This window comes from Nostoc sp. CCY0012, assembly GCF_963920855.1.
Classification (GTDB): Bacteria; Cyanobacteriota; Cyanobacteriia; order Cyanobacteriales; family Nostocaceae; genus Cyanocohniella.
Map to the genome: position 1 here is coordinate 47,763 of NZ_CAWUDM010000029.1, position 19,369 is coordinate 67,131.

At 41.1% G+C, this 19,369-nt stretch carries 14 protein-coding genes; 8 read left to right on the forward strand and 6 right to left on the reverse strand.

The window, feature by feature from the left end:
• Positions 1 to 158 precede the first annotated feature (158 nt).
• The gene (locus ACM0OS_RS10755; RefSeq protein ID WP_414543173.1) at positions 159 to 1,664 is read left to right on the forward strand and encodes an MBOAT family O-acyltransferase; all 1,506 of its coding nucleotides are present in this window, start codon (positions 159 to 161) and stop codon (positions 1,662 to 1,664) included.
• A 46-nt stretch (positions 1,665 to 1,710) separates the two neighbouring features.
• Positions 1,711 to 2,691 (forward strand): hypothetical protein, encoded by a 981-nt coding sequence (locus ACM0OS_RS10760; RefSeq protein ID WP_414543174.1) that lies wholly within the window; start codon positions 1,711 to 1,713, stop codon positions 2,689 to 2,691.
• Positions 2,692 to 2,695: 4 nt separating this feature from the next.
• Here ACM0OS_RS10760 and nrtS read toward each other — a convergent pair whose 3' ends face one another.
• Positions 2,696 to 2,926 carry a nitrate/nitrite transporter NrtS gene (gene nrtS, locus ACM0OS_RS10765; RefSeq protein WP_414543186.1) on the reverse strand — a complete coding sequence of 77 codons (231 nt, stop codon included), beginning with the start codon at positions 2,924 to 2,926 and terminating at the stop codon, positions 2,696 to 2,698.
• Between the two features lie 46 nt (positions 2,927 to 2,972).
• A complete protein-coding gene (locus ACM0OS_RS10770) occupies positions 2,973 to 5,000 on the reverse strand; it encodes a protein kinase domain-containing protein (protein ID WP_414543175.1) in 2,028 nt (675 codons plus the stop codon).
• Positions 5,001 to 5,546: 546 nt separating this feature from the next.
• Between ACM0OS_RS10770 and secA the strand changes: the two genes are divergently transcribed.
• Entirely contained in the window at positions 5,547 to 8,339 is a 2,793-nt protein-coding gene (gene secA, locus ACM0OS_RS10775; protein WP_414543176.1) for a preprotein translocase subunit SecA, read from the forward strand.
• 182 nt (positions 8,340 to 8,521) lie between these two features.
• Here secA and ACM0OS_RS10780 read toward each other — a convergent pair whose 3' ends face one another.
• Complete coding sequence (locus ACM0OS_RS10780) at positions 8,522 to 9,127, reverse strand: Coq4 family protein (RefSeq protein ID WP_414543177.1); 606 nt, start codon at positions 9,125 to 9,127, stop codon at positions 8,522 to 8,524.
• A gap of 160 nt (positions 9,128 to 9,287) precedes the next feature.
• Positions 9,288 to 9,584: a zinc ribbon domain-containing protein gene (locus ACM0OS_RS10785; protein WP_414543178.1), complete on the reverse strand. Its 297-nt coding sequence runs from the start codon at positions 9,582 to 9,584 to the stop codon at positions 9,288 to 9,290.
• Between the two features lie 363 nt (positions 9,585 to 9,947).
• Here ACM0OS_RS10785 and ACM0OS_RS10790 point away from each other — a divergent pair, with 363 nt between their 5' ends.
• Entirely contained in the window at positions 9,948 to 10,688 is a 741-nt protein-coding gene (locus tag ACM0OS_RS10790; protein WP_414543179.1) for a PRC-barrel domain-containing protein, read from the forward strand.
• A gap of 38 nt (positions 10,689 to 10,726) precedes the next feature.
• Here ACM0OS_RS10790 and ACM0OS_RS10795 read toward each other — a convergent pair whose 3' ends face one another.
• Positions 10,727 to 11,143: a hypothetical protein gene (locus tag ACM0OS_RS10795; RefSeq protein WP_414543180.1), complete on the reverse strand. Its 417-nt coding sequence runs from the start codon at positions 11,141 to 11,143 to the stop codon at positions 10,727 to 10,729.
• A 254-nt stretch (positions 11,144 to 11,397) separates the two neighbouring features.
• On the opposite strand from ACM0OS_RS10795, the gene ACM0OS_RS10800 reads away from it, so the two are divergent.
• The gene (locus ACM0OS_RS10800) at positions 11,398 to 14,163 is read left to right on the forward strand and encodes a PAS domain S-box protein (RefSeq protein WP_414543181.1); all 2,766 of its coding nucleotides are present in this window, start codon (positions 11,398 to 11,400) and stop codon (positions 14,161 to 14,163) included.
• 10 nt (positions 14,164 to 14,173) lie between these two features.
• Here the strand turns inward: ACM0OS_RS10800 and ACM0OS_RS10805 are convergent, their stop codons facing one another.
• Positions 14,174 to 15,541, reverse strand: a complete 1,368-nt coding sequence (locus ACM0OS_RS10805) for an ATP-binding protein (protein ID WP_414543182.1) — start codon at positions 15,539 to 15,541, stop codon at positions 14,174 to 14,176.
• An 88-nt stretch (positions 15,542 to 15,629) separates the two neighbouring features.
• Between ACM0OS_RS10805 and ACM0OS_RS10810 the strand changes: the two genes are divergently transcribed.
• From ACM0OS_RS10810 to serA, 3 genes are all read left to right on the forward strand, one after another.
• Positions 15,630 to 16,328: a response regulator transcription factor gene (locus tag ACM0OS_RS10810; protein WP_414543183.1), complete on the forward strand. Its 699-nt coding sequence runs from the start codon at positions 15,630 to 15,632 to the stop codon at positions 16,326 to 16,328.
• Between the two features lie 26 nt (positions 16,329 to 16,354).
• Positions 16,355 to 17,335: a 2-dehydropantoate 2-reductase gene (locus tag ACM0OS_RS10815; RefSeq protein WP_414543184.1), complete on the forward strand. Its 981-nt coding sequence runs from the start codon at positions 16,355 to 16,357 to the stop codon at positions 17,333 to 17,335.
• Between the two features lie 280 nt (positions 17,336 to 17,615).
• Positions 17,616 to 19,196 carry a phosphoglycerate dehydrogenase gene (gene serA, locus ACM0OS_RS10820; RefSeq protein WP_414543185.1) on the forward strand — a complete coding sequence of 527 codons (1,581 nt, stop codon included), beginning with the start codon at positions 17,616 to 17,618 and terminating at the stop codon, positions 19,194 to 19,196.
• Positions 19,197 to 19,369: the final 173 nt, after the last annotated feature.

A 19,369-nucleotide genomic window follows, 5' to 3' on the forward strand; every position in this document is an offset into this window, starting at 1 on the left:
ATAAAAAATATGTATAAATAAGTATATTTATCTATGATGAGGGCATCAAGGGTTTATAATTTTTTCATGAAATTTACGTAAAACTAGTAAATATGCGGAGGTAGATTTGGTATGATACCTAAAGTTTATATTAAGAAAAATAAAAAAAAGTGTAGTTTATGTTATTCAACTCCTTAGAATTTATTTTTCTATTTTTGCCGATTATTCTGGCAATATTCTTTTTTGTAAGTAAATATGGTTATCATCGATTAGCGATCGCTTCTTTAGTAGTCGCTTCTTTAATTTTTTATAGCTGGTGGAACCCCAAATATTTAATATTACTTGTGGGTTCTATGATTTTCAACTTTGGTATAGGTTACACATTAAATAAAAAATCTCGTTCACCAACATTTAAAAAGACGCTTCTAAGTTTAGGAATTGCCACAAATTTAATTCTGATTGGTTATTTTAAATACGCTGATTTTTTCATTACCAGTGCAGGTGATCTATTAGGGCGAAACTTTAACTTACAAAATATTATCCTGCCTTTAGGAATTTCCTTCTTTACATTTCAACAAATTGCCTATTTGGTAGATTCTTTCCGTGGAGAAACAAAGCACTATAACTTCGTAGATTACTGTTTATTTATTAGCTTTTTTCCCCAACTAATTGCTGGGCCAATTGTTCATCACTCAGAAGTAATGCCCCAGTTTGCCGATAAAAGTGTGTATCGGTTTAATCCCGAAAATTTATCTGTAGGCATCACAATTTTTAGTTTAGGGTTATTCAAAAAAGTTGTGTTTGCCGATAATATTGCGGTTTATGCTAGTCCGGTATTTGATGCTGTAAGTCAAGGGATATTCCCCACTTTTGTCGATGCTTGGATTGGGGCGATCGCCTACACATTACAACTATATTTTGATTTTTCTGGCTATTCAGATATGGCAATTGGCATAGCTAGAATGTTTGGTATTAAATTACCAATTAACTTTTATTCACCTTATAAAGCTATCAGCATCAGTGATTTTTGGCGGAGATGGCATATTACCCTCTCTAATTTTTTACGAGATTACTTATATATTCCTTTAGGTGGTAATCGTCAAGGCGAAATTAGACGTAATATCAACTTAATTATCACCATGTTATTGGGAGGACTTTGGCATGGTGCAGGCTGGCAGTTTATTTTCTGGGGTGGTTTACATGGATTTTATTTAGTAATTAATCACCAATGGAACTCTTGGCAAAAACGGCGCAACTTGACAGTCAATAATTGGCTAAGTCAAACAATCGCTTGGTTAGTCACCTTCATCGCCGTTGTTTTCGCCTGGGTATTCTTCCGCGCTGAAAATATGAATGCAGCATTCGTAATTGTCAGAAGTATGCTCGGTTTGAATGGTCTATCATTGAATGCGGAAATTCTAGAAATAGAATTTAAAAGGGCAATTGTGGCAGTTTCTATTTTACTAGCCATCGCCTGGTTTACACCGAATGTTCAGGAATGGATGGGTAAATATGAGCCAGTCTTAAACTTTGAAAAAGTCAAAAAACTGTCGTCCAATGGCCCTATATGGTCAAGATGGCAGTGGCAACCTAATCAAACATATGCTGTCATCACTTCATTTCTAACGGTGATTGCACTATTGCACCTTACCAAAGTTAGTGAGTTTTTGTATTTCCAATTTTAGTGATTCAGTAAATCTTATGCTTGGTTACATCAAAACATACTTCGCAGTGGCAAGCGTGCTTCTGACATCCGTTGGCGCACTCAATTTCGTAGTCGATCCCCTTTGGTATCGTCGGGGAAACCGATTAACTGGAGTCAATGCACCTTTTAACGAGAGATTGACCAAAACTAATCGATTGTTGAATAGCGATATCGAAAAGTACGATTGTCTAATTTTTGGTAGCTCCCGCTTAACTTTGTTAGATACTAAAGCCCTCAAAAAAAATAATTGTTTCAATTACGCTTTTGCGGCGGGAACTGCTGAAGAATTTGCTGAATATGCTAAATTTGCCAAAGAGCAAGGAGTTAATCCCCAAAAAGTATATGTGGGAATAGATGCTTTCAATTTCAAATTCACGATAGATGATAAAAATATGGCATTTAAAGAAGAAGTTGAAGTGCCAGAACCGCAACCCATGTATCAGTCTTATCTATTCTCCATAGACAGTTTAAAGTTTAGTATATATACACTAATTGGCAGATTTCCTCTAGAAAGAGCATACAATCAATATTTCAAAGGCACAGTTTTAGAACTTTCTTACAGTTACAATCCTAAATTTGTGACGAAGAAGTCTCAAGAAAAATGTGATTTTTCTCGTATAAACTCTTACAAGCAAATCCGAGAGACGTTTCCAAATGCTGAAATTATTGGTTACGTAGCACCAGTTTCACCTTGGGAAAAATTTAATCAAAGCTATGCTCAAGGCCTGCTAGATTGCCAGTTGCAAGGTATTCATGAATCTTCCCGGCATTTTAATGAAACATACGATTTTTCCTATCCTTCGCGGGTAACTAAAAATACGAATTATACTTACGATGGTAGTCACTACTATCCATATGTGCATGAAAGAATAGCTCGAATTCTCGAAGGTGAAAATTCCCAGTTTGGTATTCGTGTTAATCAAGTTAGTTTACAAGAATATCAAGAGTTGCACAGAAGCAAGCTCAAAACATTTGTCAAAGAACAAGGTAAAGGTCATCTGTGGTAGAAAATCAACATTTTCTTGAACGACTCACATATTGACCATGAATATTTACCATATAGGGAATCACGTAGGTTATGCCCGCAGAAATCCAGCGTTCCCGATTCATTTGACCTTTGACCAAAGCTGAACCGTGATTGATGATGAATAGAATAGAACCAACTACTAAAGACACTTTTAATGCTGTCGTCCTCATGTCTGGATTAAAAAGACATAAGCCGAATTCCTTGAAAGTTTTCATCTTGAGATAGCTTGTAGAAACTAATTTTTTAGATAAAAATAACAAACTACTGAGATACGCGCCAAACCTTAATAGTATTGTCCTCACTACCACTTACTAGGGTATTTCCATCTGGGCTGATAGCAATGGATGTTACCGTATCAGTATGTCCCAGCAGTGTCCGCATTTGTTCACCAGTTTCTACATTCCAGAGTTTAACAGTGCGATCGCGGCTAGCACTGGCTAAGAGTGTGCCATCTGGGTTAAAGGTAACGGTATTCACTGTTTCATCATTTTCTGTGAGTGTGCGAATTTTCTGTTTTGTCGCCAAATCCCAAAGTTTAATCGTGCGATCGCGGCTAGCGCTGGCTAATAGTGTACCATCTGGACTAATGGCAACAGAAGTTACAGTTTCTGCATCTTCCCCCAGTGTGCCGATAAGAACTGCTTGAGACAAATCCCAAAGTTTAATAGTTTTATCAAAACTGCCACTAGCAAGAGTCACACCATCAGGGCTAATGGCTAGCGATCGCACCCAAGAGGTATGCCCTCTCAATGTCCGTCTGAGTCCTCCTGTACCTAAGTTCCACAGTTTAATAGTGTTATCATCACTACCACTGGCCAAGTTTATGCCATCCGGGCTAATGGCTAGCGCCTGAATCGAATCAGTATGTCCCCTCAATGTGCGGACTAACTGATTGGTGGGTAAATCCCATACTTTAATAGTTTTGTCATCGCTACCACTAACCAAAGTGCGTCCATCTGGACTGATAGCTACAACATTTACCCTTTGGAAATGCCCTTGTAGGGTAGCCATTTCTTTGCCTGTGGCGAGATTCCACACTTTAATATTGCGATCGCCACTACTAACTAAAATTTGGCTATCGGGACTAATGGCTACGGATAAAACCCAATGTTCATGACCATTCAACACCTTAGCTAAAGCCACATTTTGCAAGCTAGTATTAGCCGATTGATTGACAACGGCTTTTGGAATACTCTGATTTTGACTCAACCGAGAAAATAAAACAGTGTGAACACGCCGATACTGCTGATACCAGGAATCGCCGATACCAAATAACAAAATCAAAGCACTTACTAAGACTAAATTTTTCAGTAGCGTATATCTAACTGGTAAAGATGAAGTCTGAGTTACTGAGAGTTTTCCCCCAGACTTACCTGCTGGTGGTAGTGCTAATGGTTGTTTGGGAGTCAAATTTTTAATGACTTCATCAGCCGACTGATAGCGCTCCTGGATATCTTTCCGTAACAGCCTATCAAGGACATAATCCAAATCAGTACTCAACGGACTTCGCAAATATTGCCGCCAATTAGTCACCCAACCATAGCCATATTCCATCCACAACTGAAAAGGAGACACACCAGTTAGCAGATGAAAGCAAGTAGCCCCCAAACCGAACAAATCACTAGCTGGGTAAGCCTTACCGTCTCTAATTTGTTCCAGGGGCGAATAACCGTGAGAACCAATGGATGTACCGCTTCTATTATGTACCCTTGCCGTCAACTGCTTAGAAGAACCGAAATCGATCAGGCTTAATCGCCCATCACCATGACGACGGATAATATTTTCTGGCTTGACATCACGATGAATCACGCCGCGATCGTGGATAAACTTGAGGACAGGCAATAAATGCAGCAAAATTGCTTGAACTTCCTCAGGTCGATAAAGTTTACGTCTTTGCAACTCTTGTAACAAATTTTGCCCATTTACAAACTGTTGCACCAAATACAGACAATGGTCTTGCTCAAAGTAAGCTAACAAAGTCGGTATTTGTGGATGTTCTCCCAGTTCTTGTAGGCGTTTTGCTTCCGCAGCAAATAATTCGACAGCTTTCTTTTGCGACCAAGTTCCTTGAAACTTCGGCGCTAATTGCTTAATAACACAACGTTCATTTAACTTATCTGTATCTTCGGATAAATAGGTTCTGCCAAATCCCCCCTCATCGGAAAGTACCCGGATGACACGGAAGCGATTTCGCAAAAGCGGCACCAACAGAGTGCCACAAGCCTGGCATAACTTCTTTTTGTCAGGATTTAGGGGATTTGAGCAATCGGGATTTAAGCAGCAGATCATTCTCTGACAGGCGCGACTGCACAACAAATTATGCTAAGTTTGCCCCGAAATTTCCCTTAATTTAAACTTGGCTCTCGCGTAATTATGGTAGAAAACACTGCTGTAGGGGATTGGGGAATTACTTAATATAGTAAATTTTGGTAGATGCTAGCCCATTTTCCGTTAAGTCGGAAAACTACAAGAGCCATAATATTACTTATTTTCTAGATTATATAGCAGGGAATGGGGAGATGGGGAAGATAAAAACAAAGATGTTGGTACTCACCGAAAATCTTTCCCCCCTGCTCCCTGCTCCCTGCCCCCCTGCTTCTTCCCCCACTCCCCTCAGTTGGAGGCAAAATGATACTATTAAAAGAGTTGCAAAATTAAACTATGAAATACCACCAATCAGTTTCCTAAATGATTGGATTGGATTGTTGTCGTTTTTGAGTTAATTCTTGCTTGAGAACCCATCCATCACATAAATGACTGGTTAGGTTAAATTCTTCTTATAATCAATATCAAAACTTTAATCCTCATCCCCTTGATTTAGTTCCATAATCTGCCATGCTAAAACTCTTGTTGGGCGATCCCAACGCTCGTAAGCTTAAAAAATACCAACCTTACATTACTGAAGTTAACCTCTTAGAGGAAGACATTCAAGCTCTTTCTGACGAGGAGTTAAAAGGTAAAACAGCAGAATTTAAACAGCGGCTAGCTAAAGGCGAAACCCTGGATGATATTTTGCCGGAAGCCTTTGCGGTGGTCAGAGAAGCAGGACGGCGAGTCTTGGGGTTGCGGCATTTTGATGTTCAACTGTTGGGCGGTGTCATTCTGCATTCAGGACAAATTGCGGAAATGAAAACCGGGGAGGGTAAAACCCTGGTTGCTACTTTACCGAGTTATTTAAATGCCCTCACTGGCAAAGGTGTACACGTAGTTACAGTCAACGATTACCTAGCTCGTCGTGACGCAGAATGGATGGGACAGGTGCATCGGTTTATGGGATTGAGTGTGGGGCTAATTCAGTCGAGCATGATTCCCAGTGAACGCCAGAAAAACTATGAATGCGATATCACCTATGTCACCAACAGTGAGGTAGGTTTTGACTATCTGCGGGATAATATGGCGACATCAATGGCTGATGTGGTGCAACGCCCGTTTAATTATTGTGTGATTGACGAAGTAGACTCGATTTTAGTAGATGAGGCGCGGACACCGCTAATTATTTCTGGGCAGGTAGAAAGACCTACAGAAAAATACCTCCGAGCTGCGGAAATTGCTTTCACATTACAAAAAGATGAGCATTACGAGGTAGATGAAAAAGCTCGGAATGTGCTGTTAACGGATGAAGGCTTTGCGGAATCGGAAAATCTTTTGGGAGTAACAGATTTATTTGACCCAGAAGATCCGTGGGCGCACTTCATGTTCAATGCCATTAAAGCCAAGGAACTATTCCTCAAGGACGTGAATTACATCGTCCGCAATGGGGAAGTGGTAATTGTGGATGAATTTACTGGACGGGTGCTACCAGGAAGACGTTGGAGTGATGGACTGCACCAAGCAATTGAAGCTAAAGAACATGTAGATATTCAGCCGGAAACGCAAACCCTGGCAACAATTACTTATCAAAACCTGTTCTTGCTTTATCCCAAGCTAGGCGGAATGACGGGAACCGCAAAGACCGAAGAACCAGAATTTGAAAAAATCTACAAATTAGAAGTTGCGGTAATTCCCACCAATAGAATCAGAAGACGCCAAGACTGGCCAGATATGGTGTTTAAAACCGAGCCTGGTAAATGGCGAGCGATCGCCGGAGAATGTGCAGAAATGCACCAACTTGGCAGACCAGTATTAGTTGGAACCACCAGTGTAGAAAAATCAGAATATCTCAGTCAGCTGCTCAAGCAGATGGAGATTCCCCACGAATTACTAAACGCCAGACCAGAGAACGTGGAACGGGAAGCAGAAATTGTCGCCCAAGCAGGACGTAGAGGTGCTGTCACCATTGCCACAAACATGGCTGGTCGGGGAACAGATATCATCCTTGGTGGTAACTCCGAATACATGGCGCGTCTGAAGTTACGGGAATACTTCATGCCTCGTTTGGTGGTTCCAGACAATGAAGATGTATTTGGTGTACAAAGAGCCGCTGGTCTACCCACAGGACACGGTGGTGGACAAGGCTTTGTCCCTGGTAAAAAAGTCAAAACTTGGAAAGCTTCCCCAGAAATTTTTCCCACTGAGTTGACCAAAGAAAGCGAACAGCTATTGAAAGCGGCAGTGGAAGTGGCTGTGAAAGAATATGGCGAACGTAGTCTACCGGAACTGGATGCAGAAGATAAGATAGCTGTGGCAGCAGAAAAAGCTCCCACTAATGACCCTGTAATTCAAAAATTGCGGGAAGCTTACAACCGGGTGAAGCAAGAATACGAAGAGTTTACCGAAACAGAACACAACGAAGTAATTGAACTTGGTGGTTTACACGTAATTGGTACAGAACGCCACGAATCACGGCGGATTGATAACCAATTGCGCGGACGTGCGGGACGACAAGGTGACCCTGGTTCCACCAGATTTTTCCTCAGTTTAGAAGATAACTTACTGCGGATTTTTGGAGGCGATCGCGTCGCTGGGTTAATGAATGCCTTCCAAGTAGAGGAAGATATGCCCATTGAATCTGGGATGTTAACCCGCAGTTTGGAAGGCGCCCAGAAAAAAGTGGAAACCTACTACTACGACATTCGGAAACAGGTATTTGAGTACGACGAGGTAATGAACAACCAACGTCGCGCCATCTACGCCGAACGTCGTCGGGTGTTAGAAGGTCAAGACTTGAAAGAACAAGTCATCAAGTACGCCGAAAAAACGATGGATGAAATCGTTGATTTCTACATCAACCCAGACTTACCCTCGGAAGAGTGGGAATTAGAAAAGTTGGTAGAGAAAGTCAAAGAATTTGTCTATCTGCTTGCGGATATGCAAGCCAGTCAATTAGAAGATATGTCTGTGAGCGAAATTAAGGCATTCCTCCACGAACAAGTGCGAATTGCCTACGATCTCAAAGAGGCACAGATTGACCAAATTCAACCAGGACTAATGCGACAAGCTGAAAGATTCTTTATCTTGCAACGCATTGATACCCTATGGCGGGAACACTTGCAACAAATGGATGCTTTACGCGAATCAGTAGGATTACGTGGTTATGGGCAAAAAGATCCGTTAATTGAATACAAGAGCGAGGGTTACGAACTCTTCTTGGATATGATGGTGAACATCCGCCGAGATGTCGTTTACTCATTGTTCATGTTCCAGCCCCAGCCGCAGCCAGTGGTGCAAGCATCATCAGAGATGGTTTAATTCCCGGTACGAAACTAAAATCAATCAAACCGAGAACTCGATGAATGATTTAACTGATTCATCGAGTTTTTAGTATTAAGAATATTAACCACCAATAAAGCAAGGTGTGTACGAACTCTTAACTGGCTTAACGGGTGACAAGAAGTCTAAACAGCTTGCCTTATAAATTTTTACAGATTTCTTTACACTGGCGGTAAAGATAAACTGGTTCGCAAATTAGCAAGAGAATCTTTCCAGTGTTCTTCAAAACGATAACTTAATAAAAAATCGGCTTTTTTGCCCAGTTCTTTCCCTTTTTTAAAGTTGGCAAAAATTTCACCTCTTTGTTGAGGGGCAAGCAGAGGATAAAGGCATTGAGCTATCCATAAACCGATTTTTAATGATTGACTATAGTTTTGCTCAACTGCAACAGCAAGTACACCTATTTCTCCAGCATAGCTAGTGTCAAAACCGAGTAAAACATGAAAAATATCGTGAGTAACTACATAGCGCAAAGCAAAGACATTGTGTTTAGCAATTTCCTCCAATGCTGGACTGACATTGAACGGTTGTAAATGATTAATTTGCATATGATTGGCATATTCTCGTCCTAAAGTTCCTGGAGGATATTGGCTTAATATCTCCAAATTAATTGGGGGATGATATCCCTCTACTGCTTGTAATTTAGCAGCTACTGCTGGTGAAACCTTGGCACCAAATAATTCAGATTTGAGAATGGCAATATCACCTAAATGTTCCCAGTTTTTATTAGTTAGCAGCAGTTGAATGTATTTTATTTTTTTGAACATAACCACCCTCCCATCTTATGGGTGATGTGTTTGTAGTCAGGACTTGAGTCCTGAATGTGCTAAATTCTCCAATGATTACTACAAACTTAGCAAAACTTTAATCCCTGGTGCATTAGCCTCCGGCATAACACAACGGTATTGAACCTCGCATGACTAGAAATCACGCGATTCCTGCTTCAACGATCTCTGCCTGAATTGCTCCAGGACTAACAAGTTCTCCACAGGCGTTTAAAGCATCCGGCGCACCGATGGCGGCTATATTTTGACTACGCTCAGTCACCAATATTGTCAATCCTTCACTTAATATATTCCTAGCAGCATTCTCATCTCTGTAATTGTAATTATGACAACTAGGACAAGACCATTCACGCAACTTTAAATCTTTGACTAATGGATTGATAAAACCACAACAGTTACAAGTTTGAGATGAGGGATAAAACGTACCAACTTTCTGCACAATTCTGTCATGTCATAAGCCTTTATACTCCAATATGTAAACAAATTTAGACCAACTAGCATCTGCAATGCTCAAAGCTAATTTGTGATTCTTTACCATATTGGCAACTCGCAAATCTTGTCTGCGACACGCTCCGCGAACAATACAGATAATGCTGTTTTCTTTGATTAGACGAGTTGAGAGTTTGTGTAAAAAGTCATCTCTGAGATTCGTAATGTGTTCGTAGGTACGAGCTAGCTTGATTTTTGCTTTGATCTGTTACCATATACTAATCTAACTATAGAAATATAAAGCGCCTAACTCATGACTCGAAGTCACGAGTGTGCGGCTTGCAGAAATCAATCGTTGGTAGGGGCTTTAAGTATGTCTACGCTATCTAAAGCTTTAAAGCAAAGTGAGTTGCTAAATCGACTGGTGCTGGATCGGCAAACGGCAGAGGAAGTTGGTCGTGTTTCTAGGCTTTTACTAGATAGTCAGGCCCAATCAGTTGTGGGACTAACCTGTAAGTCCGGTTGGCTGGGTGGTAAGCACAAAACCTTTACCTGGAAACAAATTGAAGCCATTGGTGAAGATAGTGTTTTAGTTAGACATGAGGATGATCACACCTCGACAATCCCGGAATCTGTGAAATTTGTGATTGGAAGTGAGGTGTGGACAGATGCTGGTAAAAAAGTCGGACAAATCCAGGATTTTCTCTTTAATGTGGAAACGGGAAGTGTCATTAAATATATGTTTTCGCCTAGTGGTTTGCAAGGACTAATGGAAGGCATATATTTACTTGAACCAATTATGATTTCTAGCGTCGGCGATAAGCGCGTTATTGTCTTAGAAAAGGCAGTGCAAAATCCTCAGAAATATGCCGAAGGATTGAGTGTAAAAATTAATCAAGCCACTGAATTTATTCAAAATGACTATGAACAAACAAAACAAGATTTTGAATTGTCTCTAAAAGCACGCTCACAAAAGGCTGTTGATCAAGTTAAAAATTTGGCGCAAACAACTACGGAAAAAGCCGAGGAAACTATCTCGGAAGTTAAGACTAAATTCCAGAAAAAAAAATCTCCATCTAGTCTTGAAGAAGATGTTTTTGAAGATGAAATATGAGCCTGGTTTTGGAGAAATACCTTGATTCATCACACTGGTTATGTTTCTTTTTCCGCAGCCAAGCGATCGCAATACATAGCCCACGCAGCAGCAAATATACCAGTAATCGAACTAGCGATCGCAGCTTTCACACCCCATCCCACAGGCCCTAACCAATCAGCTATTTCACTGACAATGGCTGTAGTAGCTTTGCTAACAATATAAGCTGTACCTGTAGCCGCTAAGGTGACTAAACCCAACTCCGATAACATTTCCACAATTCCTTTACTGGATAAATCCTCATGAAAGTAAATTTTCCAGATGGTCGTGTACATGGCAACATCTGATGCAGTTAAGACAATTTGTTTGGGTATTTCTACCCCAGGCGTTGGCGCAGCCGCAGCTGTCCCACTACCAATGGCATAAGTAGCGATGGCCAAAGCAGCTTCTAATCTTTTTTTGCCCAGATTACTCATAGTATTTAACTCCTTTATTCTTACTCCTCCTTAGGGTAGATCATCAACTCACCAGATTGTCTGAAGGTTTTATCTACTCCATATTGTTCATCGCTAAAATTCAAATTATTCCGCCCGAAAACTCTGCGTTATTATGTATTACTAAACCTTACTGATTTATTTTTCCTTCTATGGGTATAAAGACTTGCCCGTGATTTGATGTCATGGTGTTAGATGAGTGTTACATTTTTCTTAGCTTTCTTCAATAGCACAGAATGCCAGACGCGGAAACTTACCCAAATCAGCAACAATTCATTGAACAAGCAGAAGGTATGATACTGCAACTAGCTGACGGTAGTATCCAAGCTTGTAATGCGTCTGCTGAGAAGATTTTGGGATTTACTACCCCCCAGCTAATCGGGCGTAATTTGTTTGATTTACCTTGGGAACTCATTTCCGAAGATGCCCTACACCCAGCTATGGTAGCCCTGAAAACAGGTAAACCTTGTTTGCAGGTAGACTGTGGTTTTTATCAGCCCAATGCGCTACAAATTCGTCTATTAATCAACTCACAACCACTATTTCAAGCACAAGAAAGCGCACCTTATGCGGTTATCACGACTTTTAGGGAAATTTTGGCAAATCATAGCCAGACATCTCAAGATGTGGCTGATGTGGAAATACTTAAGGATAGTCAACATCTAATTCAACAAATTGCCCACATTATTCCCGGACTTTTATACATTTATGACCTAGAACAGCAGCGAAATTTTTACGTTAATCACGAAATTGATCAGCTTTGGGGATATAAACCAGAACAAATCCAGGTAATGGGGCGGGATTTATTTCAGAAAATTATGCATCCTGAGGATTTATCTCTTCTGCCTGCCCATTTTGCTAAATTTAAATCTGCTAGTAATGGCGAAGTTTTAATTTTTGAATATCGTATCCTACACGCCAATGGTGAATGGCGGTGGTTTTGTAGCTATGAGACTGTATTTCGCCGCCTGGTTGATGAATCACCACAACAGATTTTGGGTATCGCTTTTGATATTACAGAACGCCGATGTACAGAAGTTGCCTTACAGCAGAGTAACGAAAGGTTTAGGCTAGCGGCGGCGGCAGTTAATGACTTAATCTACGATTGGGATGTCCAAAAAAATACTGTAGAAAGAACTTTAGGACTCACTGAGATTTTTGGCTATACCCCAGAAGAAGCGGAACCGACTCTTCAATGGTGGCAAGAAATCATTCATCCCGATGACTTAGAAATGTTTAATCACAAGTTAACATCTAGTCTGTCCACGGGAAATCGTTTTAGTATTGAGTATCGGATACGCCATAAAAATGGCCACTATCGGTGGGTAGATGATCGGGGGTTTGCCGTCCGAGATGCCGATAATAAGATAGTCAGGGTAGTTGGGGCAACTCAAGATATTACCCAGCGCAAACAAGCCGAAATAGATGTACTGCAACGGGAAATTCAATTAAGACGCTTATTTGATTCCAATATTATTGGCATTATTTTTGCCAATACCGAGCAAATTATTGACGCCAACGACGCGTTTTTGGAAATTGTCGGTTATACACGCGAGGAATTATTGGCGGGTAAGTTACGCAGACAAAATATCACCCCACCTGAATATCATGATCTCGATGAGCAAGGATTAGAAGACCTATTGCGTGTGGGAATATGTACTCCCTTTGAAAAAGAATACATACGCAAAGATAATGCCCGCATTCCCGTGTTGATTGGTGGTGCTTTGGTACATCGAGAACCACTATCTTGGGTCTGTTTTATTCTGGATTTAAGTCAAAGGAAACAATTAGAACAGGCACTGCGACAAAAAGCAGAAGAACTGCAACAAGCCAACAAAATTAAAGACGAGTTCCTGGCCATTCTCTCACATGAACTGCGATCGCCTCTTAATCCCATTTTAGGGTGGTCAACGTTGCTCAAAAGCCACAAGTTAGATGCCGCAACCACAACTAGGGCTTTGGATACCATTGAACGCAATACTAAATTGCAAATGAAACTGATCGATGACCTGTTAGATGTCTCCCGGATTATTCAAGGTAAGCTGAGTTTGCATTTTGCTACTGTAAATTTGGGATATGTCATTGATGGGGCATTAGAAACAGTAAGATTAGCAGCCGCAGAAAAATCTATCCAAATTCACAAGCAGATGAATTTGACTGATGGATTAGTTTGGGGCGATTTTCACCGCTTACAACAAGTTTTGGGTAATTTGCTGGGCAATGCCATTAAGTTTAGTGCCTCTGGTCAACAAATAGAAGTTGCCCTGTCAGTGATTCCCCCAGACAATCAGCACCAGGAAACTGCCAATTATGCCCAAATAACAGTTAAAGACACAGGTAAAGGCATCACCGCCGAGTTTCTCCCCCACATATTTGAATATTTCCAGCAAGCAGATATCACCACAACCAGGAAATTTGGCGGATTGGGGCTAGGATTAGCAATAGTGCGTCACCTAGTAGAGTTACATGGTGGCACGGTGGCAGCAGATAGTCCAGGAGAAGGCCAGGGCGCAACCTTCACTGTGATACTTCCCTTGATTAGAGAAAGCCACAAAGCAGAAAATAAAAAGTTAAAACAAGAGGAGAAAAAATTAAACTCCTCACTTTTAGACGGACTGAAAATTTTGATTGTTGATGATAAAGCTGATACCAGGCAGTTTATTAGCTTTTTATTACAACAGTATGGCGCGATCGCTTCAATGGCAGCAACTGCAAACGACGCCCTAATGATGATTTCCCAGTCACCACCTGATTTATTAATTAGTGATTTAGGAATGCCAGAAGTAGATGGCTACAAGCTAATTCGTTTAATCAGAAATATGCCACCCGAAAAAGGCGGAAATATCCCCGCGATCGCGCTGACATCTTATGCTAGTGAACGCGATAAAAAAGAGGTATTGGCTGCTGGATTTCAGAAACACGTTGCTAAACCAGTAGCACCCAATGAATTACTCACCTTGATTGCAGATTTAATGCAACAACGGCGTAACTGGAATATTTGATCTGGATTTTTTAGCAAATTGTGTGGGGAATTTTCACGGTAAATTTTGTGCCAACACCTACTTGACTTTCTACAGTAATTTCTCCTTGATGTCGTTCTACACATTTCTTAACTACTGCCAATCCTAGCCCAGTACCAACGATATTTTCTACATTTTGACATCGATATAAAGGCTCATAAATTTTTTCTTGTTCTGCTAGGGGAATGCCTATGCCTTTATCTATTACTTGAAAGACTATATTTTCTGCTTCTGAATTTAAAATCAAGGATATATTTCCACCTACAAATGAATATTTAATTGCATTTAATAGTAAATTACTGAGGATAGAATACAAAAGTTTCTCATCTAAATTAGCACGAAAAAGTTGACCCAAATTCATAAATTCTATCAAATGTCTTGTAGTACTAAAAAGCTGTAAATCTTCTACCAAATTCAAACAAAAGTTTTCCACATTAATTAATTGAGGCTTGTAATCTAGTTGTCCTACTTCTGCTCTAGTTAAAGTTAATATATCTGTTAACAAATGATTGATTAATTTTGCTGAAGATTGAATGCGATAGAGATTTTTTAGTTGCTTTTCATCTACTAAATCTTCGAGAATTTCTTTGAGTAATTGAGAGGAAAGTAAAATGATACTTAGAGGAGTTCTAAATTCATGAGAAATCATAGAAAACAAACGAAGCTTTAATTCTCCAAACTCTTTTTCTTGAGCTAAAGAAACTTCTAAGGATTCTATTTTCTCACGTTTCACCCATTGACGTTCCAAGACAATACATAAACTAGCAATCACGGCGAGGCTTAAAATTGTGCCGATAATTTCTATTAATATTCGGAAACGAATACTGTTGTCAGATTCCTCTAGTGAATTGTTTAAATAACTTTGTTCTTCAGTTTTAATCTCCGCCATGACCTGCAAAATTTCTTCTCGCAGTTTAACACTGCGATCGGTAATATTATTTTGGGGAGAAATTGCTGTTGTATCTTGTTGATAAAGTTCGATAGATTCTTTTAAAAGCGCTAATCTTTGCTTAACTAATGACTCTAACCGCTGCAAGCGCTGTTGCTGACTCAAACTAGGATGTATCTGCTCCTCTAACACCCTGAGTTCAGAATGCATATTTATTAGTTCATTTTGATGACGTTGTAAATCTTGTGTATTACCTAAAAAAATATATCCGCGCCGCGCTGATTCTGCCGCTGTCATTGCCGCATAAAAATTGGTTAAAGTATTAAGTGTTTGATAAGTTTGCTGTACCCTATCAGCACCTCTTTGAATTTCACTGGTGTTTTTAAAAGAAGCAAACGTAACTAGTCCCATCAACAATAAAGTTAAACTAAATGCGCCAATAATCCATCTTCCCTGAAAAGACCACTTCATAAATTTATGATGCATCAAAAATGACTTACTTCTATTGCTCAACAAATCCGAGTTTCAGTAAAATCCCATTCTAAACAAAGGATATATTATGCGAATTTTGGTAGTTGAAGATGATATTCAACTGGCGGAGGTACTAACAGAAGCCTTAAGTAGACGCCAGTATGTAGTCGATGTTGCCAAAGATGGAGAAGCGGCTTGGAACTCAGCAGAGTCGATGAAGTATGACTTGGTGGTGTTAGACGTGACATTACCAAAGCTAGATGGAATTAAGTTTTGCCAACGCTTACGGACTACTGGCACTAGTCACCCAGCTTATCGTAACGCTGGCGCACCAGTGCTGATGTTAACCGCCCGTGATACTGTAGCTGATAAGATTGCTGGGTTAGATGCAGGTGCAGATGATTATGTGGCCAAGCCATTTGATTTGGAAGAATTAATGGCGCGGATTCGGGCTTTACTCCGACGGGGTAGTTCGGCGACTACAGTCAGTTTATCTTGGGAAAAATTACATCTGAATCCTAGTACTTATGAGGCTACCTACGATAGTTATCCCATATCATTAACTCCTAAGGAATATGCCATTTTGGAATTGCTGGTTGCTAATGGTAGAAGGGTGTTGAGCCGTTCTAGCATCATTGAACAGGTCTGGTCGGTAGATGACTCTCCGGTAGAGGAAACTGTCAGGTCACATATTAAATGTCTTCGGCAAAAGCTGAGGGTTTTAGGTGCGCCAGAAAATTTTATTGAAACGGTGCATGGGCTGGGATATCGTCTCAAATATGAATAGTCTGGCTAAAGTATGCCTTGATTTTTATGAAAATTTGTATTGTCGGTGCAGGTGCTATCGGTGGTTATTTGGGGGGTAAACTGGCTTTGGCGGGAGAAGAGGTTACCTTAATTGCCCGTGGTCAGCATTTGGAGGCTATTCAAAGCAAGGGATTAGAGTTAATTATGGCCGATGGGTCAAGTCATATGGTGACTCCATCTCAAGCGACTAGTGATATTCGTCAGGCTGGCGTACAGGATGTAGTAATTCTGGCTGTGAAGGCTCAGAGTTTACCTGCGATCGCTCCTTTGTTATCATCACTATACAACCCTAATACAATAGTTGTTACAGCCCAAAATGGCATTCCTTGGTGGTACTTCCACAAGCATGGTGGGGAATATGCAGGACAACAAATTCAGGCTGTTGACCCAGATGGGATAATTGCCGCCAACATTGGGGTAGAGCGGGTGATTGGTTGTGTAGTATACCCAGCAACAACGTTGACAACCCCAGGAGTAATTCGGCATATTGAAGGCGATCGCTTTAGTTTAGGAGAAATTGATAATTCCAAAACTGAACGCATCCAACAACTGGCCCAAAGCTTCAAACGTGCAGGCTTCAAAGCCCCCGTCAGAACTCAAATTCGCTCAGAAATTTGGATCAAGCTCTGGGGTAATTTAGCTTTTAATCCTATTAGTGCCTTGACTGGCGCCACTTTAGAGCAAATTTGTCAGTATCCCTTAACCCGCAACCTGGCAAAGCAAATGATGACTGAAGCCCAAATGATTGCTGAGAAACTGGGCATTGAATTTGGGATCACTCTAGAACAGCGCATCAATGGTGCAGAAAAAGTTGGCGCTCACAAAACTTCTATGCTCCAAGATATCGAAGCCGGTCGTCCCACAGAAGTTGAGGCTATTATCGGGGCAGTAATTGAACTAGGTAGATTAACTCAAATTCCTACGCCTTACATGGATACAGTCTATGCTAATGTCAAATTATTAGAAAATATAGTAGTAAAAGCATAGAGCCAACACGTATCATGATTTAAAAGATTTAGCAAGTAAAAACTTTATTTCCATTCCCCACTCCCCACTCCCCACTCTTAACCACTTGTTTTCAGATATCAGGAGGCAGTGCCAGACCATCTCTGCAATCGACACTTTGATACCATCAATCATCATAAAAGGTGAGTGAGGACGAGGTTGATATTCAAACAAATACTTTTTGCTGAATTGCCACAGATAAGGACTAAACTAAAAGGTCTTGTGCAGCAAAACCTGTAAATTAAAAAAAAATGAAGTAATCATGTCTAAGGTTCTCGTCTCCGATCCTATTGACCAAGCTGGAATTGACATTCTCTCCCAAGTTGCTACTGTAGATGTCAAAACAGGTCTAAAACCAGCAGAACTAATCGAAATTATTGGTGATTATGACGCGCTCATGATTCGCTCTGGTACGCGTGTTACACAAGAAATTATTGATGCTGGCACTCAGTTAAAAATTATTGGTCGTGCCGGTGTTGGTGTGGATAACGTGGATGTTCCCGCAGCCACCCGCCGAGGAATTGTTGTTGTTAATTCTCCCGAAGGTAACACCATCGCCGCAGCAGAACACGCTCTAGCCATGATGTTGTCCTTATCTCGTCATATTCCTGATGCTAATGCTTCAGTGAAAAGCGGTGAGTGGGATCGTAAAACTTTTGTGGGTGCGGAAGTTTATAAAAAAACTCTCGGAGTTGTTGGCTTGGGTAAAATTGGTTCCCATGTCGCCGCTGTAGCCAAAGCAATGGGAATGAAATTATTAGCTTACGACCCATTTATCTCTACAGAACGGGCTGAACAGATTGGCTGTCAGTTAGTGGAGATGGATTTACTCATGCAGCAAGCAGATTATATTACGCTGCACATCCCCAAAACCCCAGAAACCACCCATTTAATCAATGCCACCACCCTGGCAAAAATGAAACCCACAGCCAGAATTATCAACTGCGCTCGTGGTGGGATCATTGATGAGGCAGCTTTAGCAGCAGCCATTAAGGAAGGTAAAATTGCAGGTGCAGCTTTAGATGTGTTCGAGTCAGAACCACTAGGTGAATCTGATTTGCGATCGCTCGGTAAAGAAATCATCCTCACCCCTCATTTGGGAGCCTCGACAACAGAAGCTCAGGTGAATGTAGCCATTGACGTGGCTGAACAAATCCGTGATGTCATCTTAGGATTACCAGCACGTTCCGCCGTCAACATCCCTGGATTCGGCCCCGAAGTGCTAGAAGCGCTCAAGCCCTACATGCAGCTAGCCGAAACATTGGGTAAATTGGTGGGACAACTAGCTGGGGGACGAGTAGAATTACTTACTGTCAGACTGCAAGGTGACTTGGCTACCAACAAAAGTCAACCTCTAGTGGTAGCATCTCTCAAAGGACTACTTCACCAAGCCTTACGCGAAAGAGTAAATTACGTCAATGCCAGCATAGAAGCGAAAGAACGAGGAATCAGGGTAATTGAAACCCGCGATGCTTCAGCCCGTGACTACGCTGGTTCACTGCACTTGGAGGCTACAGGTACTTTAGGGACTCACTCCGTTACAGGTGCATTATTAGGCGATAAAGAAATTCACCTCACCGACGTTGACGGTTTCCCCATTAACGTCCCCCCCAGCAAATATATGCTGTTCACCCTGCACCGAGATATGCCAGGAATTATCGGCAAACTCGGTTCCTTACTCGGCAGTTTTAATGTGAATATTGCCAGTATGCAGGTAGGCCGCAAAATTGTCCGTGGTGATGCAGTCATGGCTTTGAGTATCGATGACCCTTTACCCGATGGTATTTTGGCTGAAATTACCAAAGTCCCAGGGATTCGTGATGCATACACAGTAACTTTGTAAGGGATAAGGGGATAAGGGGATAAGGGGATAAGGGGACAAGGCGACAAGGCGACAAGGGGACAAGGCGACAAGGTGATAAGGGGACAAGGGGACAAGGCGACAAGGCGACAAGGCGACAAACTTGGGAATAGTCACAAAAACTTACTCCCCCATCCCCCCATCTCCCCATCTCC

Coding starts and splice junctions, on each gene's coding strand:
- ACM0OS_RS10755 (WP_414543173.1), top strand. CDS start 159: ATGTTATTCAACTCCTTAGAATTTATTTTTCTATTTTTGCCGATTATT.
- nrtS (WP_414543186.1), bottom strand. CDS start 2,926: ATGAAAACTTTCAAGGAATTCGGCTTATGTCTTTTTAATCCAGACATG.
- ACM0OS_RS10770 (WP_414543175.1), bottom strand. CDS start 5,000: ATGATCTGCTGCTTAAATCCCGATTGCTCAAATCCCCTAAATCCTGAC.
- secA (WP_414543176.1), top strand. CDS start 5,547: ATGCTAAAACTCTTGTTGGGCGATCCCAACGCTCGTAAGCTTAAAAAA.
- ACM0OS_RS10780 (WP_414543177.1), bottom strand. CDS start 9,127: ATGTTCAAAAAAATAAAATACATTCAACTGCTGCTAACTAATAAAAAC.
- ACM0OS_RS10790 (WP_414543179.1), top strand. CDS start 9,948: ATGTCTACGCTATCTAAAGCTTTAAAGCAAAGTGAGTTGCTAAATCGA.
- ACM0OS_RS10795 (WP_414543180.1), bottom strand. CDS start 11,143: ATGAGTAATCTGGGCAAAAAAAGATTAGAAGCTGCTTTGGCCATCGCT.
- ACM0OS_RS10800 (WP_414543181.1), top strand. CDS start 11,398: ATGCCAGACGCGGAAACTTACCCAAATCAGCAACAATTCATTGAACAA.
- ACM0OS_RS10805 (WP_414543182.1), bottom strand. CDS start 15,541: ATGAAGTGGTCTTTTCAGGGAAGATGGATTATTGGCGCATTTAGTTTA.
- ACM0OS_RS10810 (WP_414543183.1), top strand. CDS start 15,630: ATGCGAATTTTGGTAGTTGAAGATGATATTCAACTGGCGGAGGTACTA.
- ACM0OS_RS10815 (WP_414543184.1), top strand. CDS start 16,355: ATGAAAATTTGTATTGTCGGTGCAGGTGCTATCGGTGGTTATTTGGGG.
- serA (WP_414543185.1), top strand. CDS start 17,616: ATGTCTAAGGTTCTCGTCTCCGATCCTATTGACCAAGCTGGAATTGAC.